We start from the raw sequence: 22,014 nt of genomic DNA, 5'->3' as shown, positions 1-22,014 counted from the left end.
AACACTGTCGCCACCGGCACACCGTGCCACGTCGCATCCAACCCCCCGGACACGGTACGGTGTCAGCAGGAAAGAATTGTCGAGACGATGCGGGGCCGCCGATTCCCCCGGCCGCCCCGCCCCTGTGCGAGGGGGTCGAGCCATGGGGCGCGGCCGGGCTAAGGCCAAGCAGACGAAGGTGGCGCGCGAGCTCAAGTACAGCTCGCACGAAACCGACTTCGATGCTTTGCAGCGCGAGCTGTCCAGTAGTTCCTCGGAAGACAGGCACGAGGACGACAAGCGGTACGACGAAGACCCGTACGACGGGTACGACGAATACCGCCGCTGAGCAACGCGTGACACGCGAGGGTGGATCCGGGCTTGTCCCGGTGACCGCCCTCGCGTGTCGCGTGCTGCCCAAAATATGAGGAGGTGCCATGTCTGACGTAGCGCGAGTAGGTGTCGTCGGGGCCGGGCTCATGGGCTCGGGCATCGCCGAGGTGCACGCACGGGCCGGACTGGACGTGATCGTCACCGAGGTGAACCAGCCGGCGCTGGACTCCGGGCGGGCGCGGATCGAGAAGTCGCTGCAACGCGGCGTCAAGAACGGGAAGCTCTCGCAGGAAGACGCCGACGCCGCGCTCGGACGACTCCGCTTCACCACCGAGATCGGCGAGTTCGCCGACCGCGACCTCGTCATCGAGGCCATCCTGGAACAGGAGCAGGCCAAGGTCGAGGTGTTCCGGTCGCTGGACAAGATCGTCGAGCGCGAGGACGCCGTGTTCGCGTCCAACACTTCCTCGATCCCGATCATGAAGCTCGGGATGGCCACCGGCCGCCCGCAGCAGGTGGTCGGCATCCACTTCTTCAACCCGGTCCCGGTGCTGCCGCTCGTCGAGCTGGTGCCCTCGCTGCTGACCAGCGACGACACCGCCCGCCGTGCCGAGGAGCACGCGACGACGGCGTTGAGCAAGACGGTGATCCGGTCGCAGGACCGCGCCGGGTTCATCGTGAACTCGCTGCTCGTGCCGTACCTGCTTTCCGCGATCCGGATGATCGAGTCGGGCTTCGCGTCCGCGGAGGACATCGACCGCGGCATGGAGCTCGGCACCGCGCACCCGATGGGCCCGCTGCGGCTGTCGGACCTGATCGGCCTGGACACCATCAAGGCCATCGCGGACTCGATGTACGCCGAGTTCAAGGAGCCGCTGTACTCCTCGCCGCCGCTGCTGCTGCGCATGGTCGACGCCGGCCTGCTCGGCAAGAAGACCGGCCGCGGCTTCTACAGCTACTCCTGACCCACGCTTTTCCTCGCGTTTAGTCCTCTGAATGCGGTTCTTGCACGCGCAACTACCGCATTCAGAGGACTAAACGCGGGGCCCTAGACTCGGGGGCGTGGGACAGGGACAGCTGCGCGCGGGTCTGGTCGGTGCCGGTCCGTGGGCGAAGACGGTGCACGCGCCAGGTCTCGCCGATCACCCCGGCATGACGTTGCGCGCGGTCTGGGCCAGGCGTCCCGAGGCCGCGAAGGAGCTGGCCGAGGCCCACGGCGCCCAGGCCGTCGACAGCTTCGACGAACTGCTCGACCAGGTGGACGCGGTCGCCTTCGCCGTGCCGCCCGCCGTTCAGGCGGAGCTGGCGGTCCGGGCGGCCGAAGCGGGCAAGCATCTGATCCTGGAGAAGCCGATCGCCGCGGATCTCGACGGCGCCCGACGGCTCGCGGACGCGGTCGAGGCCGCCGGTGTCGCGGCTCTCGTGGTCCTGATCCTGCGGTTCTCACCGATGACCCGCGAGTGGCTCGACGGCATCAAGGAGGCCGGCGGCTGGCGGGGCGGCGGGGCTCGATGGCTTTCGGGAGCGTTGCTCGGCGGTCAGTACCAGTCCTCGGCATGGCGGCACGACTCCGGCGCGCTCGCCGACATCGGCCCGCACGCCTTCGATCTGCTGGACGCGGCACTCGGCGAGATCACCGACGTGCTCGCGGCGAACCGGACCGATGACGATCTGTGGCAGGTGCTGTTAGCCCACGAGGGTGGCGCGACGAGTACGGCGACCCTGTCGCTGCGGCTGCCGATCCAGCCGACGGTCGTCGAAGTCGCCGTCTACGGCGAGCACGGTTACCGCACGCTCGGCCGGAAGCCGGGCTCGGCCGGCGAGTCGTACACCGCGCTCCTGGACGATTTCGCCGCGATGGCCGCGAGCGGGACGACCTCGCACCCGTGTGACGTACGTCGCGGGCTGCACCTCCAAAAGCTGCTCGAACGCGCGCGGGAGCTCGCCGGACACGGCAAGTAGTACACAGGTCACCCACAAGGCTTTTCCTTGCGGGATAACGCCTTCTTCCGGCTGGTTCGCGGCCGTCCACAGGTTTGTCCACAGGTTCCTTTGTGGACGGTGCCGAGCATGGGAAAACCTTTTCCGCCACCGGAAAAGATCACCTCTTAGTGCGTCCGCTCCGCCATGCCGAGTCGATCTTGTGATGCGAAGGTGATCTTGGGCGCTCCGGAAAGGAAGGCCATGGGTGAGCTGCTCCGCGCTTTCGGTGTGATGATCCCGTTGACGATCACCGCGATTCCGTACGCACTGCTCGGGTGGCCGCTGCTCGCGGCCCATCGACGGCGGCGAAGACAGGCCGACCTCTTCTCCGCGTCGGCGACGGCCGCCGTCGACATGACGCTCGTGCTGACCTGCTTCCTGGTGTTGTGCCTGGTCACGATGCCGGTGACCGGCGCGCACGGCAGCAGGCTGAACCTCGAACCCGGCACCGACCTCCGCCTCGCCTTGAACGACAGCGCCAATCTCTGGCAGGCGCTGGGCAACGTCCTCATGCTGAGCCCGCTCGGCGCCCTGCTCCCCCTGCGGTTCCGCCGCCTGCGCTCACTGGGCCGGATCGCGCTGGGCGCGCTGGCCGTCTCGGTGCTGGTGGAGGGCACTCAGTACCTGATCCAGGCGGGCCGGGTGACGTCGGCGGACGACATCCTGCTGAACACCCTGGGCGCCGTCGCGGGCGCCGCGATGAGCAAACGGCTGTGGCATCGCCTGGACGTCCGGCCGCCCGTGGCGATCCCGGCGCAGGTCCGGCGGGTGTGCGAGGCGCCGGTCCGGCTCCGGGTCCCGAGATCGGTGTGGGACGAGCGGTATTCGGGGATCGCGCATCCGCAGCGGAGGTAAATGGGTTGACCGTCGTGCGAAAGTGATCGCGAAAGCCCTACGCAGCAAGAAAGAGGGATGCCTCATGCCTGACGCCTTCGGTGGCGTCGGCACGAGCTAGCCGGCGCACCCGCCAGCCCCATCACGCACGCGGATCCTCCCGTGCGTCTCCTTCTTCTGCCCGAAAGGCTTTCCACCAGTGCTTTCCGAGACGATTCGTGCTCTGCAGTCCTACATCCGCCTCACCGCGGCGAAATTCCGCGAGACCGAGCGGATCGGGCCGTTCCTGGCCACCTACTACCTCGAATCCAGCAGCCCTTTCCTCAACTACGCGATCCCTGACGACGGCGCCGTCCCCACCGAGGACGACGTCGCCGCGCTCACCGAGGCGTTCCGCAAGCGCGGGCTCGCGCCGCGTCTGGAGTTCCTCACCGAGGCCGTTCCGGCCGCCGAAGCCGTGCTCGTACGGTGCGGCTACACGCTGGAGCGGCGGGTTCCGCTGATGATCTGCATTCCGGGGCAGGTCGTCGAACAGCCGAAACCGGCGGGGATCAGCCTGGTCACCCCGAAGACCGAGGGCGAACTCCGGCAGATGATCCGGGCGCAGAACCTGGCGTTCGGTGAGACCGATCCTGATGAACACCTCGACCCGTCGCCGGATCAGCTGAGCGGCGAGACCATCTCGGTGATGGCGGTCGACGAGAACGGCGAGGTCGTCGGCGGCGGGGTCTCGACCGTGATCCTCGACGGCGCGACGGAGATCGCCGGCATCGGGGTGCTCGAGGAGTACCGGAGCCGCGGGATCGCCGCGGCGATGACGGAGTACCTGACGCGTGAAGCACACGCGCGCGGCGGCCGGTCGGTGTTCCTGACGCCGGGCGCCGGGCAGGCGGAACGCGTCTACGGCCGGGTCGGGTTCAAGACCGCGGCCGAGTGCGTGCACCTGTCAGTCGTCTGAGTAGCCGCCTCGGCGTGACTTCTTGACCTCGCCGCGGCGCTTCTTCGACGCCAGGCGGCGTTCCTTCGAACCCCGTGAGGGTTTGGTGGGACGCCGCTTGGCGGCCGGCGGCGCCGACGCGTCCGTCAGGAGCATCACCAACCGTGCCCGTGCGGCTTCCCGGTTCATCAGCTGGGAGCGGTGTTCGGACGCGGCGATCGTGACGACGCCGTCGACCAGGCGCGACGAAAGCCGGTCCAGCATCCGGGCCCGGAGGTGCTCCGGGACGGACGCCGAACCGGCCACGTCGAAGGACAGTTCGACCCGCGAGTCCGTGGTGTTCACGCCCTGCCCACCCGGGCCCGAGGACCGGGAGAACCGTTCGCTCAATTCGGCACCCGGGATCACGAACCGGGTACCGATCACCACGTCATCAGCCACGGACCCAGTGTGTCACCCGGGCCCAAGCCGTTAAATCAGAAGCGCGGGTGGTCACCCGACAGCACGGCGCGCGGGCCGTCCGGGTCTTCCGCGGGCTGCACGTCGCCGAGGATCCACGCCGGCACGTGCCGCGCGGTCAGCATCGCGAGCGCGCGGTCGACGTCGTCGGGGCCGACGATCGCGACCATGCCGACGCCCATGTTGAACGTCTTCTCCAGTTCGGCGCGCTCGACCTTGCCGCGGTGACCGATCAGCGCGAACACCGGCGCCGGGGTCCAGGTGCCGCGTTCGAGCCGCGCGACCAGGCCGCGCGGCATGACACGGGCGAGATTCTGCTCCAGGCCGCCGCCGGTGACGTGCGCGAACGTACGGACGTCGGCCTCGGCGGCCAACGCGAGGCAGTCCTTCGCGTAGATCCTGGTCGGCTCCAGCATCTCCTCGCCCAGCGAGCGGCCGAACTCCTCGACGTGCCCGTCGAGGGGCATGCGCGCGATGTCCAGCAGCACGTGCCTGGCCAGCGAGTAGCCGTTGGAGTGCAGGCCGGACGAGCCGAGCGCGAGGACGACATCGCCGGGGCGGACCCGCTCCGGGCCCAGCACGTTCGACGCCTCGACGACACCGATGCCGGTGCCCGAGAGGTCGTAGTCGTGCTCGCCCATCAGGCCGGGGTGCTCCGCGGTTTCGCCGCCGAGCAGCGCGCAACCGGCCTGGACACAGCCCTCGGCGATCCCGCCGACCAGCGCCGCGATCTTCTCCGGCACGACCTTGCCGACGGCGATGTAATCCTGCATGAACAGTGGCTCGGCGCCGGTGACGACCAGGTCGTCGACGACCATCGCGACCAGGTCGATGCCGACCGTGTCGTGCTTGTCGAGCGCCTGGGCGACGGCGATCTTGGTGCCGACCCCGTCGGTCGACGAGGCCAGCACCGGCTCTTTCCACTTGTCCAGCTTCAGGGAGAACAGCCCGGCGAAACCGCCGACGCCGCCCATCACCTCGGGCCTCGTGGCCCTCTCGGCGTGCGGTTTGAGCAGCTCGACGGCTTTGTCACCGGCGTCGATGCTGACGCCGGCGGCGGCGTACGTGGCGCTCGTGGACTCGCTCACGGAAGCGGACTCCAACTCTGGAAGAGAGGTCTAGGGACGCCGGATGGCGTCCTCAGCACCGTACCCGGCAGGGCTGACGGGCTTCGCCGCGCCATTCACCGAGTCCAGGCTCTCCAGCAGGTGCTTCCCGATCAGCGCGTCTTCGGGCAGCGCGATCGGGTACTCGCCGGAGAAGCACGCGGTACACAACCGCGACTTCGGCTGCTCCGACGCCGCGACCAGCCCGTCCAGGGAGATGTAGCCCAGGGTGTCGGCGCCGATGGAGCGGCGGATGCCGTCGAGGTCGACGCCGTTGGCCACCAGTTCGGCACGGGAGGCGAAGTCGATGCCGTAGAAACACGGCCAGCGCACGGGCGGCGAGGCGATCCGGACGTGCACCTCGAGCGCGCCCGCCTCCCGCAGCATGCGGACCAGTGCGCGCTGGGTGTTGCCGCGGACGATGGAGTCGTCGACCACCACGAGCCGTTTGCCGCGGATGACGTCGCGCAGCGGGTTCAGCTTCAGCCGGATGCCCAGCTGCCGGATGGTCTGCGACGGCTGAATGAAGGTGCGGCCGACGTAGGCGTTCTTCACCAAGCCCGTGCCGTAGGGGATGCCCGAGCCCTGCGCGTAGCCGATGGCGGCCGGGGTGCCGGATTCGGGCACCGGCATGACCAGGTCGGCGTCGGCCGGGTGCTCGGCGGCGAGTTTGCGGCCGATCTCGACGCGGGTGGCGTGCACGCTGCGGCCGGCGATCGAGGTGTCGGGGCGCGCCAGGTACACGTACTCGAAGACACAGCCCTTGGGCTCGGGGTTCGCGAACCGCGAGGAGCGCAGGCCCTCGGCGTCGATCGCGATGAGCTCACCGGGCTCGACCTCGCGGACGAACGACGCGCCGCAGATGTCGAGCGCGGCCGTCTCGCTCGCGACCACCCAGCCGCGTTCGAGCCTGCCGAGCACCAACGGGTGCACGCCGTGCGGGTCGCGCGCGGCGTACAGGGTGGACTCGTCGGCGAAGACCAGGCAGAACGCGCCCTTGAGGGTGGGCAGCAGTTCCAGCGCGGCGGCTTCGATGCCCTTGTCGGCGGCGTTGGCCGCGAGGAGCCCGCACACCAGGTCAGAGTCGCTGGACGAACCGGTCAGCCCCGCGTGCGGCTTGAGCCCGGCCTCGACCGTGCGATCCCGCAGTTCCGCGGTGTTGACGAGGTTCCCGTTGTGCGCGAAGGACAATCCGCTGCCGGTCGCGGTGGTGCGGAAGATCGGCTGCGCGTTCTCCCAGATGGTCGCGCCGGTGGTCGAGTAGCGGCAGTGCCCGACGGCGATATGTCCCTGCAGCGACTGCAGGACCTGCTCGTCGAACACCTGGCTGACCAGGCCGAGATCTTTGAAGACGACGATCTGCGAACCGTCGGAGACCGAGATGCCGGCCGCTTCCTGGCCGCGGTGCTGAAGTGCGTAGAGCCCGTAGTAGGTCAGCTTCGCGACCTCTTCTCCGGGCGCCCAGACACCGAAGACACCGCATTCCTCGCGGGGTTCCGGATCGGGCTGGTCGGTCACGGGCTGTCCGGCGAGGGACGGGTCGGAAACCACCGAGGTGCTCCCAGGGAGAAAGAGGGCAGGCCGCCACCAGTGTAAACGGTGAGCAGGAGATCAACGCGCCGCACGAGGTGGCGCTGGACACGCTTCGACTGATGACCGTGAGTGACGAGCGGGTGTCAAGACCCGTCACTCACGACCCCCGACCAGCCGACCGCTCCCCCTCGACAGAGGCGGTCGACTGTGCTTAGGAGCTGACTAGCCCGCGGCGAGCCACTTGGACGTGCCGCCGCGGCCGGGGACCCAGCAGCCCTTGGCCGCGGTCTCCGGAACGTAGAGCGAGCCGGGTGTGCGCTCGTCCGGGAGCGCGAGCAGTGCCGTCAGCACCCTCGCCGCGTCTCCGGTGTACCGCCACAGCCAGACCTCGGGTTCGAGGATGTCCTCCTCGGTGCCCGGCATGCGGGTCGCGACGACGTCGTCCTCGGCGTTGAGCCGGACCACGTCGACCACGTTGTCGTGGACTCGCACGCCGACCACGGCCATGACCTCGCCGTTCGCGTCGCACGGATGCACGAACTGGTACCCGCGGTGGATCAGTTCCTGCAGGCCGCTTTCGATGTCGGTGATTTCCGCGGTGATGGTGTCACCCGAGGACGTCATCGAATTCGCCGTCCTTGGCACCCGCGAGGAATGCGGCCATCTCGGCCTGGGTGTAGATCAGGGCCGGACCGGTCGGGAAGCGCGAGTTGCGCATCGCGATCTCTCCGGAAGCGAGCGGCGCCACCTCGACGCAGTTGCCGATCGCGTTGCTGTAGCTGGCTTTGCGCCATTGCGCGCCGGTAAGACGATCGGCCGGGATGCCGTTGTCGAACTGTTCAGCCATGGTCCCCACCTTCCCCGACAGAAGACTTCGGGCGATGCATCTGCATGTGCATTTGCCTGTGATCCCAAAGTTAGCACGTGTGACTGCAGCGGTAAATGCACGTGCAGAAGTTTTTGCAGAATTCGCGTGCAGTGATGACTTAAGTCCTCAGCCGTCCCACCAAAGGGTGACGCGCACTGTCCCCAACGGGTGAACAGCTACGACTGGTCGCCGGAATTTCGGGTGACCGCAAGAAAACCCCGGCCGTCCCCGGCACGGCGGTCAGCCCCACAACGGTGATCGACTCAGATTTCGGCGCGGCGCTTCATCAGCATCTGGCGGCTGCGGTCCGGCGTCTCCGCGTCGACGGCGAGCATGTCCAGCGCGCGGCTGTACCGCTCGATCTCGTCGCGCTTGTCGATGTAGTGCGCGCCGGTCAGGTACTCGGTGTACGCGATGTTCGGCAATTCCTCTTCCGCGAACCTGAGCAGCGAGAACGCGCTGTCCGCGGAGTAGCCGCTCCGGTCGAACGGGAGGATCTGCACCGAGATGTTCGGCTGCTGGATCATCTCCAGCAGGTGGTCGATCTGCGCCTTCAGCACCTCGCGGTCGCCGATCGGCCGGTGCAGCACCGACTCGTCGAGCACCAGCCACAACCGCGGCGCGTCCGGCCTCGACAGCATCTTCTGGCGCCGCATCCGCAGCGCGACCCGGCGGTCGATCTGCTCGTTGACCATGTCCTTGCGGCCGTGGCTCATGATCGCCCGCGCGTAGTCCTCGGTCTGCAGCAGACCCGTGACGTACAGCGGCTCCCACACCTGGATCCGCGCCGCGGCCTCTTCGAGCCCGACGAGGTCGTTGAACCAGCTCGGCATCAGGTCGCCGTAGCGGCGCCACCAACCCGGCTCGTTCGACTCCTTGACCATGTCGAGGAACTGCTGCCGCTCACCGGGATCGGTCATCCCGTACATGGTCAGCAGGTCGGCGACGTCGCGTTCCTTGAAGCCGACGCGGCCGAGCTCGAGACGGCTGATCTTCGATTCCGAGCCGCGGATGCTGTAGCCGGCCTCCTGGCGCGTGATGCCCGCGTCCTCGCGCATCCGGCGGAGCTGAGAGCCGAGGATCATCCGTCGCGCGGTGAGACCCAGGGACTGCTCACCGCCAGGCGGGGTGACCGCGTTCATCGACCGGGGACCTTTCGCGCGACGACACTCACAGGAGAACAAGCCGATTACTGAAAGTACACGTTTGGGCCTCGACACGACAGGGATGGCTCGGTTTACCGGTCGCGTACGTGGTTCTACTCTACGTAGAGCCCGAGACTTCCGACACAGTTTTGTGAGGTTCAAGATGCCCGACGCCCCGACCCGGACGGAACGAGTGCCCGTGGGTGTCGACCCGACCCGGGCCAGCATCGCCCGGGTGTACGACGCCTTCCTGCTCGGCAAGGACAACTACGAGATCGACCGGGAGGTGCTGCGCAAGGTCCAGCAGGCCGCCCCGGAGGCGCAGGACCTGGCGACCGAGAACCGCGGCTTCCTGATCCGCGCCTGCCGGTTCCTCGCCAGCCAGACGGGCATCACGCAGTTCCTGGACCTCGGATCCGGCCTGCCGACGGCGGAGAACACGCACCAGGTCGTGCAGCGGATCAACCCCGAGATCAAGGTCGTCTACGTCGACAACGACCCGGTCGTGCTCGCCCACGGGCGGGCGCTGCTCGAGGAGAACGAGAACACGCACTTCGTCTCGGACGACATCTTCGAGCCGGAGCGGATCATCGAGAACCCGGACATCCGGCGGCACATCGACTTCACGCAGCCGATCGCGTTGCTGCAGCTCGGGACGCTGCACCACTACAACGGGCCGCACGACCAGCCCGCCAAGATCATGAAGAAGTACATCGACGCGCTGCCGTCGGGCTCCTACGTGGCGATCTCGCACTTCTCCGACCCGGAGGACGAGCTGTCCGAGACCGCCCGCAAGATGGAGGACTTCTTCATCCACAGCCCGATGGGATCGGGCACCTTCCGCACGAAGGCCGAGATCGAGGAGCTGTTCCACGACCTCGAGATGGTCGAGCCCGGCGTCAAGCTGTGCGTCGACTGGTGGCCGGACGGCCCGCGGATCAAGGAGCTGAACGCGGCCCAGCGGACCATCTCGGGCGGTATCGGCCGTAAGGCTTAGCCCTCGCGCATGTCATGAAAGGGTCTTTCAGGACATATTTCGTCCTGAAAGACCCTTTCCTGACATCGGGTCTAGAGGCGGACCAAGGGCAGCCAGCGGGCCAGATCGGCCCTGCTCCCGGAGGCGGTGACCCGCCCCGATGCGACGGCGTCGGCCCAGCCGAGCAGCCCAGTCGCCAGTTCCAGCCAGGTACGCGGATCCGTTTCGACGACGTTCGGCGGGGTCCCGCGGGTATGGCGCAATCCTTCGACACACTGCACAGCCGCGAACGGCGGCACCCGCACTTCGACACTCTTCCCCGGGGCGTCCCCGGCCAGCGTCCGCAGGCTCAGCCGCACCGCCGCGGCCAGCTCGGGACGAGCCGGTTCCGGACCGGATCCGCTCAACCAGGGGGAAATCGCCGCGATCGCGGCTCGTAACTCAGCGGGGTCGACCGTACGCGAAGAGGCCATGGGAGAACAGTAGAGTGAGCGCGAACAAACCTTCAGGCACCCGGAACGTGGGGATGGCGATGGCGCAGCGGGACGAGGCGGATCGGTTGGCGTCGAGCCCGGCGGGCAAGAAGAAGCCGAAGATCACCGAAGAGATGCGCGCCAACGCCAAGGCCAACCCGAACAGCTGGCTTTACGTCATCGACGAGGCCTTCGATCCCGACGGCCCGGTGCCGTCCTGGGCGGTCGTCGGCGCGTACCCGGTGAACGGCGGCGGCGAGATCGTCGAGGACTTCCACCCCAACGATCGCTACCGTCCCTCGCCCAAGGCGCTCGGCTTCCCGGAGCCGCGCAACGAGCTCGAGCAGCTCCTCCAGCTGGTGCGCACGAACCACCGCCCGGCCGCCGACCTGCCGCGCGTCATCCTCGACTCGACGCTGTTCGTCTACGCCCTTTCCCCGGTGCAGCGCACGGTGATCGGCTTCCACAACACCGACGGCAAGGTGCTCGTGCCCGCGTACACGGCCAAATCGCTGGTCCCGCGCGAATGGCCGCACGCCCGCGCGGTGCTGGGCCGGGACATGGTCCCGCTGCTCGCTGGCCACCCCGTGACGATCAACCCCCACGACCGGCTCACCGCGATCGTCCCCTCGGAGCACCTCGACAAAGCCCTTTCAGACGAGCGCCGCTAGGGCCCGATTAACCCACTCGGCCCAATTTTTTTCGGCCCGAAAGCAACACTTTCGGGTGATGTTCGAGTCGCTGATTCCCTTTTCCCGAGGGATCGTGGCGACGTGATGAGTCGCAGAGTGTGTTCGAAAGGCTGGGGGGCCGTCCTCGCGGCGGGGGTTCTGCTGCTCGCGCAGACCCCCGCCGTCGCACGGGAAAGCGGGCCCAGGTACGACGGGGCCGAGGAGCATTACGCCGGTTCCCAGATCGCGCTGCACGAAGGCGTCGACGTGTCGGTGGGGCCGCTGTACGGCGGCGAGGCGCATACGCTCGGCCACGACGTCAGCGGCCACCAGGGCGACGTCGACTGGCCCGGCGCCGCGAGGACCGGCGCGAAGTTCGTCTATGTGAAGGCCACCGAAGGCACCGGTTTCGTCAATCCCCGGTTTCCCCAGCAGTACAACGGTTCCTACGGCGTCGGCCTGATCCGCGGCGCCTACCACTTCGCGCGCCCCGACATCTCGGACGGCGCGGCGCAGGCGCACTACTTCGTCGACCACGGCGGCGGCTGGTCCGGTGACGGCAAGACCCTGCCGGGCGCGCTCGACGTCGAATACAACCCGTACGGCGAAACCTGTTACGGCAAGACGCCGGCGCAGATGGTCGCGTGGATGGCGTCGTTCGCCGAGACCTATCTGTGGCGGACCGGGCGGCATCCGGCGATCTACACGTCGACGAGCTGGTGGAAACGCTGCACCGGCAACAGCAACGTGTTCTGGCAGAACCCGCTGTGGATCGCGCGCTACAACACGGAGATCGGCGAGCTGCCCGCGAGCTGGAAGCACCAGACCATCTGGCAGTTCTCGAACAAGGGCAGTCTCCCCGGCGATCAGAACTGGTTCAACGGCACGATCGACCGCGTGCGCGCGTTGTCGCTCGGCTGAACACCCACCCGAGTGGGCGTTACAAGATCACATAACTCGCCCTACTTGGAAATGAAAATCACCCACGCGTAGTACCAATTTCACGGAAGTTAGTGACAAACCCGGCACCCGTCGTCAACAATCGTGCCCGGACGGCTACCACCTGCAAGGTCGCCGTCCTCAGCGAGGGTTATCCGTGAAGGGATTGTCGTGATGCGCACTTCCCGAAGAATCGCCATCGCCGTCGGCTCCGCGCTGCTCCTGCTCGGCAGCACGGTCCAGGCGTCGGCCGCCCCGTCCCCCGAGATCATGTCGATCGAACAGGATCTCCAGCGGAACGACCACACGATCGGATCGCAGATCCGGCGCGTGGAAGGCGACACCTCCACCCCCGAATCGAAGGCCAAGGCCGCCCAGCCGCAGCCCGAGGTCGGCGTGCTCGCGACGGTCGCGGGAATGGACGTGGCCAGTTACCAGGGCAATGTCGACTGGAACTACTGGTGGAACCAGGGCAAGCGCTTCGTGTGGACCAAGGCCACCGAAGGCACCAGCTACAAGAACCCGTACTTCGCCCAGCAGTACAACGGTTCCTACAACAAGGGCTTCATCCGCGGCGCGTACCACTTCGCCCTGCCGAACGTCTCGAGCGGCGCGGCGCAGGCCGACTTCTTCATCAACAACGGCGGTGGCTGGTCGAAGGACGGCAAGACGCTGCCGGGCGCGCTGGACATGGAGTACAACCCGTACGGCGCGACCTGCTACGGCCTGAGCCAGTCCGCCATGGGCTCGTGGATCCGGGCGTTCCACGACCGGTACAAGGCGCGCACCGGCCGCTGGCCCGTCATCTACACCTCGACGAGCTGGTGGAGCACCTGCGTCGGCACGTCGCAGAACTTCGGTGGCACGGTCCCGCTGTGGATCGCGCGCTACGCGTCCACCGTGGGCACGCTGCCCTACGGCTGGGGTTTCTACACCGTGTGGCAGTACACCTCCAGCCCGCTCGACCAGAACACCTTCAACGGCGCTTACGACCGCTTGCAGGCACTGGCCAACGGCTGAGCTGCGCATTCCGTGAACAACGGCTCCCGGCCTCGGCCGGGAGCCGTTTTCGCGCGCGGGGTATTTTCCCTGGGAAATCCCTGGCACGGGCGGATCCGGAACCAGCGCTGACCGCCGGTCGTCTGATCTGAAGCCTCAGGCCCCAGTACGGAAGGCGAGACCGATGACCTACCCACCCCAGCCAGGCCAGCCCTATGGCCAGGACCCGCAGGGACAGCAGCCGCAGCAGGGTGGCTGGGACCCGAACCAGCAGTACGGTCAGCCTCAGCAGTACGGCCAGCAGCAGGGCTGGGATCAGACCCAGCAGTACCAGCAGCAGCCGCAGCAGGGCTGGGACCAGACCCAGCAATATCAGCAGCAGCCGCAGCAGGGCTGGGACCCGAATCAGCAGGGTTACCAGCAGCAGGGCTTCGGTGGCCCGCCCGCGCCGCCGCAGAAGAGCAAGACCGGACTGATCATCGGGATCGTGATCGGCGTGGTCGTGCTGGTGGCGTTCGGTGTCACCGGGTTCGTCGCGCCGGGCTTCCTGCTGAGCAAGGACGAGCCGGTGGCCGCGCCGCCCTCGTCGTCCGAGCCCGCGCCGACCTCCGCGCCGCAGAGCAGCAGCCCGAAGTCGAGCACGACCAGGACCCCGCGGAGCACCGAAAGCGGCGGCACCAGCTCCGGCGACCCTGCGGGCGTCAAGGTCATCCAGGACTTCCTCGCCAAGATCTCGTCGGGCGACCGGCAAGGGGCGATCGCCCTGGCCTGTGAAAACCGTCGGTCGAGCATGGGCTCCGTGCTCGACGTCTTCCTTCCGCCGGGCTCCACGGCCGAGGTCAAGCGGACGCAGGGGACGACCAACCTCGTCATGGCCGAGATCACCGGCACGGTCGAAGGTGAGGACGCCAAGGGAACGATGTTCGCGCAGAGCCAGTCCGGCTCCTGGTGCGTCTCTTCCCTTCTGGTCTCCAAGGCCCGATGAAGCGGTTCCTCCGCTCCCCGTTGCTGTGGACGTTCGTCCTCTCGTTCGTCCTGTTGCTCGCGGTCGGCGGCTGGTTGCTGACGGATCCGGCGACCAGCCGCAGTGAGGCGTTGAAGACCGGCGGTGTCGCCGGCGCCGCCATCGTCGCGCTGTACGCGTTGTGGCTCAACGACCGGCGACGCCGGGTGGAGGAACGGCGGCAGGAGGTCGAACGGCAGCGGCAGGAGCTGGAGCTGCGGCGGGCCGACCAGGACCGGGACCGGATCTCGGACGAACGGTTCGCGAAGGCCGTCGAGCTGCTCGGGCACGACGCCGACCAGGTGCGGGTGGGGGCCCTGCACGCGCTGGCGGGGCTCGCCCGCGGTCGCGAGCTCTACCGGCAGACCGTGCTGGACATCCTGTGCTCGTACCTGCGGCGGCCGTTCGACCATCCGCGCTATGAAGGTGAGGCGAAACGTCCGGGGAACAAGCTTCCCGCGCGGGGTGAACCCGAGCAGGAGCAGGAACTCCAGGTGCGGCAGACCGCCCAGCGCCTCATCGGGGAACTGCTCCCGGCCGCGGACGCCGAGGACGCCCCCGGTTACGACCTCGACCTGACCGGGGCGGTGCTGGAGTACTTCGACCTGTCCGAGCGGAAGGTCGGCAAGCTGCTGCTCCGCTACGCCGGTCTGTACAGCAGCACCAACCTGTCCGGTTGCGTGTTCCTCGGGCCGGTCTACCTGACCGGCGCCGGGACGGAGGCGGGCAAGCGGATCGGCTACTTCCGGTGCAACGAAGCCAAGTTCGAGCAGCGGGCGTGGTTCAGCGGGGTGCGGTTCAGCGAGGACGCCGAGTTCTCCTACACGGTGTTCGCGGGTGAAACGTCCTTTAAGGACAGTGTCTTCGCGAAGGACGCCGTCTTCGCCGACGCCGCATTCGAAGGGGCACTGGATCTGCGCCGTGCGCGGTTCGAAGGGTTCGGGGACCTGAAGTTCCGCAAGGCACCGGGTTCCGTGTCGCTGTACAACACGTCGGTGGATCCGGCGAGGGATCACGAACTCCCGGCGGACTGGTCCGTCGAAACGCTGCCGGACGGCCGTGCCCGGCTCACGGTGAAGGACGTATGAGACGCCTGCTCAAGTCCCCGTTGTTGTGGACGTTGCTGTCGTCGGTCGTGGTGCTCGTGGGGGTCACCGCCTGGCTGCTCACGGATCGCGCGACCAGCCGCGGCGACGCGCTCAAGACCGGCGCGCTGGCGGGCGGGGCGATCGCCGCGCTCTACGGGCTGTGGCTCAACGACCGGCGAAGGCGGACCGAAGAGGACCGGCACGAGATCGAGCGCAGCCGGATCTCCGACGAGCGGTTCGCCAAATCGATCGAACTGCTGGGCAACGAGGCCGATCAGGTCAGGGTCGGCGCGATGCATTCGCTCGCGGGGCTGGCCAGGACCCGGCCGGAGTACCGGCAGACGGTGCTCGACGTGTTGTGCGCCTACCTGCGGCGGCCGTTCGAGCATCCCAAGTTCCCGAGCAAGACGAAGTGGAACAAGGAAACCGAGGCGGCCGCGGAACGCGAACGGCTGGTCCGGCGCGCGGCCGAGCGGCTGATCCGCGACATCCTTCCCCATGCCGGCACCACCGGGCCGACGCTGGGGCTCAACCTCAGCGACGCCCGGCTCGACAAGCTCGAACTACTCGGCAGGCGGGTCGGCTGGTTCGGGGCGGATCGGTGCGAGGTGGCGAGCTACGTGGATCTCACCGACGCCCAGATCTCCGGGAAGTTCTCGCTCAAGGACGTGACCATCCACGGGACGTTCGACCTCACGAGGGCGCGCTTCGAACGCAAGGTGTCGCTGGACCATCTCGTCGTGGAGAAACCCGTCGACTTCGGCGTGGCCACCTTCGTGGAGCCGCCGTCACTTGAGGGCGCGAAGTTCGCGGCCGGTTCGACGCTTCCCGGCCGCAGTACATGAAGGCCCCCTTCCTTGCGTCTAGCGCAAGGAAGGGGGCCTTCATGTACTTGGGGAAGGTGTGACGTATCAGTCGAAGAGGGCCGGGAGCGTGCGCTCCCAAGGCTCCCGAAGCTCCTCCAACGTGAACTCCGTGATGCCCTGGAGTTCGAGCGAGCCCGATTCCGGGTCCACCACGCCGGTCTTGCGCCACGGCAGGCCGCGCGCGGTCAGCATCTCGGTGAACCGCAGTTCCTCGGTCCGCGGCACGGCGACCAGCACCCGGCCCGCGGACTCGGAGAACAGCTGCACGAACGGGTCCTGCTCCGAGTCGAGGAAGACGCGGGCACCGCACTGTCCGATGAGGACGGTTTCGACGAGCGTCTGGATCAGGCCGCCGTCGGAGATGTCGTGCGCGGCGGAGATCATGCCGTCACGGGAACCGGCGATGAGGATGTCGGCGAGCAGCTTCTCGCGCGCCAGGTCCACGCGCGGCGGGCGGCCGCCGAGGTGGCCGTGCAGTTCGCGCGCCCAGGCGGAACCGTCCAGCTCGTCGTGGGTCTCGCCCAGCAGCAGCAGGGTTTCCCCGGCCTCGGCGCCGATCCCGGTGGGGATGCGGCGGGTGACGTCGTCGATCACGCCGAGCACGCCGACCACCGGCGTCGGCAGGATGGCGACGTCACCGGTCTGGTTGAAGAAGCTGACGTTGCCGCCGGTGACCGGGATGCCGAGTTCGACGCAGCCGTCGGCCAGACCGTGCACGGCCTGCTCGAACTGCCACATCACCCCTGGGTCGGTCGGCGCGCCGAAGTTCAGGCAGTCCGAGACCGCGACCGGCTTCGCGCCGCTGGTGGCGACGTTGCGGTACGCCTCGGCCAGCGCGAGCTTCGCGCCCTCGTACGGGTCGAGGTAGACGAACTTGCTGTTGCAGTCCGTCGAAACGGCCACACCGCGACCGGTCGACTCGTCGATGCGGATGACACCCGAGTCCGACGGCTGCGCGGAAACGGTGTTGCCACGCACGTAGCGGTCGTACTGGGAGGTCACCCATTCCTTCGACGCCTGGTTCGGCGACGAGATGAGCTTGAGGATGTCGGCGCGCAGTTCGTCCGAAGTGGACGGACGCGGCAGCTTCGCCGAGGTGTCGGCCTGCAGGGCGTCCTGCGTGGACGGTCGCTGGATCGGGCGGTCGTACACCGGGCCCTGGTGCGCCACGGTGTGCGCCGGGACGTCGACGACGATCTCGTCGTTCCAGGTGATGACCAGGTGCTCGCCGTCGGTGACCTCACCGATGTCGGTGGCGATGACGTCCCACTTCTCGCAGACCTTCATGAACGCCTCGACGTTCTCCGGCGAGACGACCGCGCACATCCGCTCCTGCGACTCGCTGGAGAGCACCTCCGCCGGGGTCATCCCGGTGGCGCGCAACGGAACCCGGTCGAGGTAGATGTGCATACCGCCGTCACCGGCCGCCGCGAGCTCCGACGTCGCGCAGGAGAGCCCGGCGCCGCCGAGGTCCTGGATGCCGACGACGAGCTTCTGGGCGAACAGTTCGAGGCAGCACTCGATGAGCACCTTCTCGGTGAAGGGGTCGCCGACCTGGACGCTCGGGAGCTTCTTGCGGCCGCCCGAGGACTCGTCACCCGAGAAGGTGTCGCTGGCGAGGACGGACACGCCGCCGATGCCGTCGAGGCCGGTGCGGGCGCCGAACAGGATGATCTTGTTGCCCTTGCCCGAGGCGAAGGCCAGGTGCAGGTCCTCGACGCGCATCGCGCCGACGCACAGGGCGTTGACCAGCGGGTTCCCCGAGTAACTCTCGTCGAACACCAGCTCGCCGCCAATGTTCGGCAGGCCGAGGCAGTTGCCGTAGCCGCCGACGCCGGCGACCACGCCGGGCAGCACGCGGCGGGTGTCGGGGGCGTCCGCCGGGCCGAAGCGCAGCGCGTCCGCCACCGCGAGCGGGCGCGCGCCCATCGCCATGATGTCGCGCACGATGCCGCCGACGCCGGTCGCGGCGCCCTGGTACGGCTCGACGTAGGACGGGTGGTTGTGGCTCTCGACCTTGAAGGTGACCGCCCAGCCCTCGCCGATGTCGACGACGCCCGCGTTCTCACCGATACCGGCGAGCATCTTTTCCTTCATCTCGGGAGTGGCGGTCTCACCGAAGTAGCGCAGGTGCTTCTTCGAGGACTTGTACGAGCAGTGCTCGCTCCACATCACCGAGTACATCGCCAGTTCGGCGTCGGTCGGACGGCGGCCGAGGATCTCCCGGATCCGGGCGTACTCGTCGTCGGCGAGGCCGAGTTCGACGTACGGCTGGGTCTGCTCGGGGGTCGCCTCGGCGTGTTGAGTGGTGTCAACGGTGCTGGTCACGGTGTCCGCATCAGGGTTCGCCACGGCCTTGAGAATAGGCGAGGGGATTGTTCACCCGTCGGTCGCCCACGGATAAATCGGTCGCGCCCACGGTGGTGATCCGCTTACCGTCGATAATCGTGCTTTCCGCCACATATCCCCTTCCGCGACTACGACTGCCCGCCAAGCCGACCGCCTGGCGGTACCTGGTCAGGATGATGCTCGCGCGCCCGGGACTGCTCGCCGTCTCGGCGATCAGCGGTGCGCTGTGGTCGTTGCCGATCGCCCTGCTGCCGGTCGCGATCGGCCGGGGTATCGACGCGATCGGCCGCGGCGACGGCGATTCCGTCTGGCTGTGGGGCCTCGCGGCCGCCGGGCTGGGGATCGCGCAGACACTCGCGGGCACTGTGCAGCACTTCGCGTCCTACGGCTGCTGGATCCACGGCGCCGGGGTGACACAGCGGCTCGCCACCGAACACGCGGCGAAGCTGGGCGCGAACCTGCGGGACACGACCACCACGGGTGACGTGGTCGCGATCACCACCAGCGACATCAACCCGATCGGTGACTCCTTCGAGGTGCTCGGGCGGGCGTTCGGTTCGCTGATCGCGTTCATCGTGTGCGCGACGGCGCTGCTGACGACGTCTCCGCTGCTCGGCATGGTCGCGCTGATCGGTGTCCCGCTGGCGGTGGTGGGCATCGGGCCGCTGCTGAAGCCGCTCGAGAAGCGCCAGACGAAGCAGCGCGAGGAGAAGACCGAGGTCAACGCACTGGCCGCGGATATCGTCTCCGGCCTGCGGATCCTTCGCGGGGTCGGCGGCGAGAAGCAGTTCCTCGACCGCTTCCGCCGCTCCAGCCAGAAGGTCCGCGCGGCCGGCGTCCAGGTCGGGCGCAGCGAGGCGTGGCTCGCGGCGGCGGAGGTCGCGCTGCCGGGTCTGGTCACGGTGGTCATCACCTGGCTGGGCGCGCAGCTGGCGATCAACGGCACCATCGGCGTCGGCGAGCTGATCACGTTCTACGGCGTCTCGGTGTTCCTGGTGATCCCGGTGACGACGGCGACCGAGTTCGCCGGCGTGCTGAGCGCCGCACTGGTTTCGGCGCGAAAGGTGTGCAAACTGCTGTCCACCGAACGCACACTCGCCGAGCCGGAGCGTCCGGTGCCGCTGCCGGAAGGCCCGCTGGATCTCTACGACGAGACGTCCGGGATCAAGGTCGAGGCCGGGAAGCTGACCGTCATCGACGTCGGGGCCGACGCCGAAGCGGTGGCGTCGCGGATGGCGCGGTTCACCGATCCGAGTGAACCTGCCCTCGTCGGCGGGGTTCCGGTGGACCGGGTCGCGCTCGACGAGCTGCGGCGGCGGGTCGTGTTCGCGCACAACCAGGACATCTGGTTCTCCGGTGTGCTGCGCGAGCAGGTCAGCCCCGCCGAGCCTGGCGACGTCGAGATCACCGAAGCGCTGTACGCGGCGGACGCCGAGGACATCGTGGACGCGCTGCCCAACGGCGTCGACGAGGTGATCGGCGAACGCGGACGTGAGGTTTCCGGCGGTCAGCGGCAGCGGCTGAACCTGGCCCGCGCGCTGGCGACCGACGCCGACGTCCTGCTGCTCGACGAGCCGACCTCGGCCGTCGACGCGCATACCGAAGCCCGCATAACCGAACGCGTCGCGAAGCTGCGGCGCGGCAAGACCACCGTCGTGTTCAGTCAAAGTCCATTGTGGACGCATGTGGCCGACGTGGTCATCGATACGAAAGTACCGGCATGAAGAAGCTGCCGCTGGCAGACAAGAAAGACGTTCGACGATGGATCAGGGAGACCGCGCGCGCCAACAAGCGCGAGTTCTCCGTGATGCTCGGCCTGTTCTGCGTCGCGACCGCGATCGGGCTGGCCGGGCCACAACTGCTGGGCGCGCTGGTGGACGAGGTCGTCGGCGGCACGACGACCGCCACGATCACCTGGCTGGCGATCGCGTTCGTGGCCGTGCTGGGCGCGCAAGCGTGGTTCAAGGGTTTGGCGCGGCTTCGCGCGCGGGTGTTCGGCGAGCGGATCCTGGCGAAGAACCGCGAGGAGTTCGTCGGGAACGCGCTGGACCTGCCGCTCGGGACGGTCGAGGCCGCGGGCACCGGTGACCTGCTCAGCCGGGCGACCACCGACGTCAGCCGCATCGACCACGCGGTGCGCTTCGGCGCGCCGGAGATCCTGATCGCCGCCGTCACGGTGGTGTTCACCGTGGTCGCGATGGTGATCACGTCGCCGTTCCTGGCGCTGGGCCTGCTGGTCGCGCTGCCGCTGCTGGTGCCGGTGAACATCTGGTACCAGCGGCGGATCCCGGACGTGATGCGGCGGATGCTGGACAAGTGGTCCGAGCTGCAGTCCACCACGCACGAGACCGCGGAGGGCGCGCGGACGGCCGAGGCGCTGAACCTGACCGGCCGCCGGATCCGGACCGGGCACGACGGTCTCGACGCGGCGATGCTGGGCGAGCGCAAGGTCCGGGCACTGCAGATGCGGTGGATCCCGTCGCTGGAGATCAGTTACGTGCTGCCGGTGCCGGTGATGCTCGGGCTGGGTCTGCTCGCCTACTCGAACGGCTGGGAAGGGCTCGGCACGATCACCGCGATGCTGCTGTATTCGCAGGTCATGACGGGTCCGCTGAACGAGGCGCTGTTCTGGCTGGCGGATATGCAGGTCGCGGGGGTCTCGCTGCGGCGGCTGCTGGGCGTCCGGCCTGCTGGGTCTTCAGATGGGGCTTCGGAGGCTCCGCGCGGCCAGGACATCGAGGTCCGCGATGTGCGCTTCGGCTACAACGCGGACCGCGAGGTGCTGCACGGGATCGACCTGCGGGTGCCCGCCGGCGAGCGGCTGGCGATCGTCGGACCGTCGGGGGCCGGCAAGTCGACGCTGGGACGGCTGCTGGCCGGGATGTCGGCGCCGACGTCGGGCTCGGTGCGGATCGGCGGCGCCGAGGTGTCGACGCTGCCGGACGACGTCCTGCGCGGCGAGGTGCTGCTGCTGACGCAGGAGCAGCACGTGTTCGCGGGCACGCTGCGGGACAACCTCACGCTCCCGGCCGGTGACTGGAGCGACGAACGGCTGCTGGCCGCGCTGACCTCGGTCGGCGCTTCGGAATGGGTGGCGAGCCTGCCGGACGGGCTGGACACGAAGGTCGGGGCCGGGGCGGTCGCCGTTCCGGCGGCGCTCGCGCAGCAGCTGGCGCTGGCGCGGGTCGTGCTGGCCGACCCGCACACGCTGGTGCTGGACGAGGCGACGTCGCTGCTGGACACGGGTTCGGCGCGAGAGCTGGAGCGGTCGCTGAGCGCGGTGCTCGAAGGGCGCACGGTGATCGCGATCGCGCACCGGCTGCACACGGCGGCCGCGGCCGATCGGGTCGCGGTCATCGAGGGCGGCCGGGTGACCGAGCTGGGCTCGCACGCGGAGCTGCTTGCCGCCGGTGGGCCCTACGCCGCCCTGGTCGCCGCCGCCTCCTGACGCATTTCGTCCTCTAAATGCGAAC

General features: G+C 68.4%; 22 protein-coding genes. 14 read left to right on the top strand and 8 right to left on the bottom strand.

The annotated features are described in order from the left end of the window. Window positions 1-142: 142 nt before the first annotated feature. The 5 genes from DMC64_RS08160 (at window position 143) to DMC64_RS08140 (ending at window position 4,087) form a co-directional block, all read left to right on the top strand. Complete coding sequence (locus tag DMC64_RS08160) at window positions 143-328, top strand: DUF3073 domain-containing protein (RefSeq protein WP_016338022.1); 186 nt, start codon at window positions 143-145, stop codon at window positions 326-328. Between the two features lie 88 nt (window positions 329-416). Beyond that, on the top strand, window positions 417-1,277 hold the full coding sequence (locus tag DMC64_RS08155) for a 3-hydroxybutyryl-CoA dehydrogenase (protein WP_091598365.1): 861 nt from the start codon (window positions 417-419) through the stop codon (window positions 1,275-1,277). A gap of 97 nt (window positions 1,278-1,374) precedes the next feature. After that, window positions 1,375-2,274, top strand: coding sequence for a Gfo/Idh/MocA family protein (locus tag DMC64_RS08150; RefSeq protein WP_083649867.1), 900 nt, complete (start codon window positions 1,375-1,377; stop codon window positions 2,272-2,274). Between the two features lie 222 nt (window positions 2,275-2,496). Then, entirely contained in the window at window positions 2,497-3,150 is a 654-nt protein-coding gene (locus DMC64_RS08145; RefSeq protein ID WP_125733081.1) for a VanZ family protein, read from the top strand. Window positions 3,151-3,328: 178 nt separating this feature from the next. Continuing rightward, on the top strand, window positions 3,329-4,087 hold the full coding sequence (locus DMC64_RS08140; protein ID WP_125733080.1) for a GNAT family N-acetyltransferase: 759 nt from the start codon (window positions 3,329-3,331) through the stop codon (window positions 4,085-4,087). Here DMC64_RS08140 and arfB read toward each other — a convergent pair. The 6 genes from arfB to DMC64_RS08110 form a co-directional block, all read right to left on the bottom strand. Beyond that, the gene (gene arfB, locus DMC64_RS08135) at window positions 4,076-4,507 is read right to left on the bottom strand and encodes an alternative ribosome rescue aminoacyl-tRNA hydrolase ArfB (RefSeq protein WP_016338029.1); all 432 of its coding nucleotides are present in this window, start codon (window positions 4,505-4,507) and stop codon (window positions 4,076-4,078) included. The genes DMC64_RS08140 and arfB overlap by 12 nt on opposite strands. Window positions 4,508-4,542: 35 nt before the next feature. Further along, a complete protein-coding gene (gene purM, locus DMC64_RS08130) occupies window positions 4,543-5,613 on the bottom strand; it encodes a phosphoribosylformylglycinamidine cyclo-ligase (protein WP_007032555.1) in 1,071 nt (356 codons plus the stop codon). A gap of 30 nt (window positions 5,614-5,643) precedes the next feature. Further along, window positions 5,644-7,182, bottom strand: coding sequence for an amidophosphoribosyltransferase (gene purF, locus DMC64_RS08125; protein ID WP_007032554.1), 1,539 nt, complete (start codon window positions 7,180-7,182; stop codon window positions 5,644-5,646). A gap of 204 nt (window positions 7,183-7,386) precedes the next feature. Next, window positions 7,387-7,788 carry a hypothetical protein gene (locus tag DMC64_RS08120; protein WP_125733079.1) on the bottom strand — a complete coding sequence of 134 codons (402 nt, stop codon included), beginning with the start codon at window positions 7,786-7,788 and terminating at the stop codon, window positions 7,387-7,389. Then, window positions 7,772-8,011: a DUF397 domain-containing protein gene (locus tag DMC64_RS08115; RefSeq protein WP_005152616.1), complete on the bottom strand. Its 240-nt coding sequence runs from the start codon at window positions 8,009-8,011 to the stop codon at window positions 7,772-7,774. Before DMC64_RS08115 ends, DMC64_RS08120 begins: the two co-directional genes overlap by 17 nt. Window positions 8,012-8,295: 284 nt before the next feature. Next, window positions 8,296-9,174, bottom strand: a complete 879-nt coding sequence (locus tag DMC64_RS08110; RefSeq protein WP_125733078.1) for a helix-turn-helix transcriptional regulator — start codon at window positions 9,172-9,174, stop codon at window positions 8,296-8,298. A gap of 202 nt (window positions 9,175-9,376) precedes the next feature. Here DMC64_RS08110 and DMC64_RS08105 point away from each other — a divergent pair, with 202 nt between their 5' ends. Next, window positions 9,377-10,174 carry an SAM-dependent methyltransferase gene (locus DMC64_RS08105; protein ID WP_037334723.1) on the top strand — a complete coding sequence of 266 codons (798 nt, stop codon included), beginning with the start codon at window positions 9,377-9,379 and terminating at the stop codon, window positions 10,172-10,174. Window positions 10,175-10,245: 71 nt separating this feature from the next. Here the strand turns inward: DMC64_RS08105 and DMC64_RS08100 are convergent, their stop codons facing one another. Next, complete coding sequence (locus tag DMC64_RS08100; RefSeq protein WP_125733076.1) at window positions 10,246-10,626, bottom strand: sterol carrier family protein; 381 nt, start codon at window positions 10,624-10,626, stop codon at window positions 10,246-10,248. A gap of 53 nt (window positions 10,627-10,679) precedes the next feature. Between DMC64_RS08100 and DMC64_RS08095 the strand changes: the two genes are divergently transcribed. The 6 genes from DMC64_RS08095 (at window position 10,680) to DMC64_RS08070 (ending at window position 16,171) form a co-directional block, all read left to right on the top strand. Beyond that, window positions 10,680-11,297: a type VII secretion system-associated protein gene (locus DMC64_RS08095; RefSeq protein WP_037334719.1), complete on the top strand. Its 618-nt coding sequence runs from the start codon at window positions 10,680-10,682 to the stop codon at window positions 11,295-11,297. Window positions 11,298-11,402: 105 nt separating this feature from the next. Further along, window positions 11,403-12,218, top strand: a complete 816-nt coding sequence (locus tag DMC64_RS08090; protein ID WP_199754959.1) for a lysozyme — start codon at window positions 11,403-11,405, stop codon at window positions 12,216-12,218. A gap of 192 nt (window positions 12,219-12,410) precedes the next feature. Further along, window positions 12,411-13,256, top strand: a complete 846-nt coding sequence (locus tag DMC64_RS08085; RefSeq protein ID WP_037334714.1) for a lysozyme — start codon at window positions 12,411-12,413, stop codon at window positions 13,254-13,256. A gap of 163 nt (window positions 13,257-13,419) precedes the next feature. Next, window positions 13,420-14,220: a Twin-arginine translocation protein TatA gene (locus tag DMC64_RS08080; protein WP_125733075.1), complete on the top strand. Its 801-nt coding sequence runs from the start codon at window positions 13,420-13,422 to the stop codon at window positions 14,218-14,220. Next, on the top strand, window positions 14,217-15,326 hold the full coding sequence (locus DMC64_RS08075) for a pentapeptide repeat-containing protein (protein WP_125733074.1): 1,110 nt from the start codon (window positions 14,217-14,219) through the stop codon (window positions 15,324-15,326). Before DMC64_RS08080 ends, DMC64_RS08075 begins: the two co-directional genes overlap by 4 nt. Then, a complete protein-coding gene (locus DMC64_RS08070; RefSeq protein ID WP_125733073.1) occupies window positions 15,323-16,171 on the top strand; it encodes a hypothetical protein in 849 nt (282 codons plus the stop codon). Before DMC64_RS08075 ends, DMC64_RS08070 begins: the two co-directional genes overlap by 4 nt. A 66-nt stretch (window positions 16,172-16,237) precedes the next feature. Here DMC64_RS08070 and purL read toward each other — a convergent pair whose 3' ends face one another. Further along, the gene (purL, locus tag DMC64_RS08065; protein WP_125733656.1) at window positions 16,238-18,520 is read right to left on the bottom strand and encodes a phosphoribosylformylglycinamidine synthase subunit PurL; all 2,283 of its coding nucleotides are present in this window, start codon (window positions 18,518-18,520) and stop codon (window positions 16,238-16,240) included. Between the two features lie 119 nt (window positions 18,521-18,639). Between purL and DMC64_RS08060 the strand changes: the two genes are divergently transcribed. Both DMC64_RS08060 and DMC64_RS08055 read left to right on the top strand, forming a co-directional pair. Continuing rightward, window positions 18,640-20,265: an ABC transporter ATP-binding protein gene (locus DMC64_RS08060; RefSeq protein ID WP_125733072.1), complete on the top strand. Its 1,626-nt coding sequence runs from the start codon at window positions 18,640-18,642 to the stop codon at window positions 20,263-20,265. Beyond that, window positions 20,262-21,989, top strand: coding sequence for an ABC transporter ATP-binding protein (locus DMC64_RS08055; protein ID WP_125733071.1), 1,728 nt, complete (start codon window positions 20,262-20,264; stop codon window positions 21,987-21,989). The genes DMC64_RS08060 and DMC64_RS08055 overlap by 4 nt, the downstream gene beginning before the upstream one ends. The last annotated feature ends 25 nt before the right edge of the window (window positions 21,990-22,014 follow it).

Origin of the sequence: Amycolatopsis sp. WAC 04197, assembly GCF_003947475.1 — a bacterium.
Classification (GTDB): domain Bacteria; phylum Actinomycetota; class Actinomycetes; order Mycobacteriales; family Pseudonocardiaceae; genus Amycolatopsis; species Amycolatopsis japonica.
The sequence above is the reverse complement of the archived record's forward strand: the minus strand, read 5'-3'. Positions and strand labels throughout refer to the sequence as shown.

Excerpts from the sequence above, each read along its gene's own strand:
- DMC64_RS08160 (WP_016338022.1), top strand. The coding sequence starts at position 143 with ATGGGGCGCGGCCGGGCTAAGGCCAAGCAGACGAAGGTGGCGCGCGAG.
- DMC64_RS08155 (WP_091598365.1), top strand. The coding sequence starts at position 417 with ATGTCTGACGTAGCGCGAGTAGGTGTCGTCGGGGCCGGGCTCATGGGC.
- DMC64_RS08145 (WP_125733081.1), top strand. The coding sequence starts at position 2,497 with ATGGGTGAGCTGCTCCGCGCTTTCGGTGTGATGATCCCGTTGACGATC.
- DMC64_RS08120 (WP_125733079.1), bottom strand. The coding sequence starts at position 7,788 with ATGACGTCCTCGGGTGACACCATCACCGCGGAAATCACCGACATCGAA.
- DMC64_RS08115 (WP_005152616.1), bottom strand. The coding sequence starts at position 8,011 with ATGGCTGAACAGTTCGACAACGGCATCCCGGCCGATCGTCTTACCGGC.
- DMC64_RS08110 (WP_125733078.1), bottom strand. The coding sequence starts at position 9,174 with ATGAACGCGGTCACCCCGCCTGGCGGTGAGCAGTCCCTGGGTCTCACC.
- DMC64_RS08100 (WP_125733076.1), bottom strand. The coding sequence starts at position 10,626 with ATGGCCTCTTCGCGTACGGTCGACCCCGCTGAGTTACGAGCCGCGATC.
- DMC64_RS08095 (WP_037334719.1), top strand. The coding sequence starts at position 10,680 with ATGGCGATGGCGCAGCGGGACGAGGCGGATCGGTTGGCGTCGAGCCCG.
- DMC64_RS08090 (WP_199754959.1), top strand. The coding sequence starts at position 11,403 with ATGAGTCGCAGAGTGTGTTCGAAAGGCTGGGGGGCCGTCCTCGCGGCG.
- DMC64_RS08085 (WP_037334714.1), top strand. The coding sequence starts at position 12,411 with ATGCGCACTTCCCGAAGAATCGCCATCGCCGTCGGCTCCGCGCTGCTC.
- DMC64_RS08080 (WP_125733075.1), top strand. The coding sequence starts at position 13,420 with ATGACCTACCCACCCCAGCCAGGCCAGCCCTATGGCCAGGACCCGCAG.
- DMC64_RS08075 (WP_125733074.1), top strand. The coding sequence starts at position 14,217 with ATGAAGCGGTTCCTCCGCTCCCCGTTGCTGTGGACGTTCGTCCTCTCG.
- DMC64_RS08070 (WP_125733073.1), top strand. The coding sequence starts at position 15,323 with ATGAGACGCCTGCTCAAGTCCCCGTTGTTGTGGACGTTGCTGTCGTCG.
- DMC64_RS08055 (WP_125733071.1), top strand. The coding sequence starts at position 20,262 with ATGAAGAAGCTGCCGCTGGCAGACAAGAAAGACGTTCGACGATGGATC.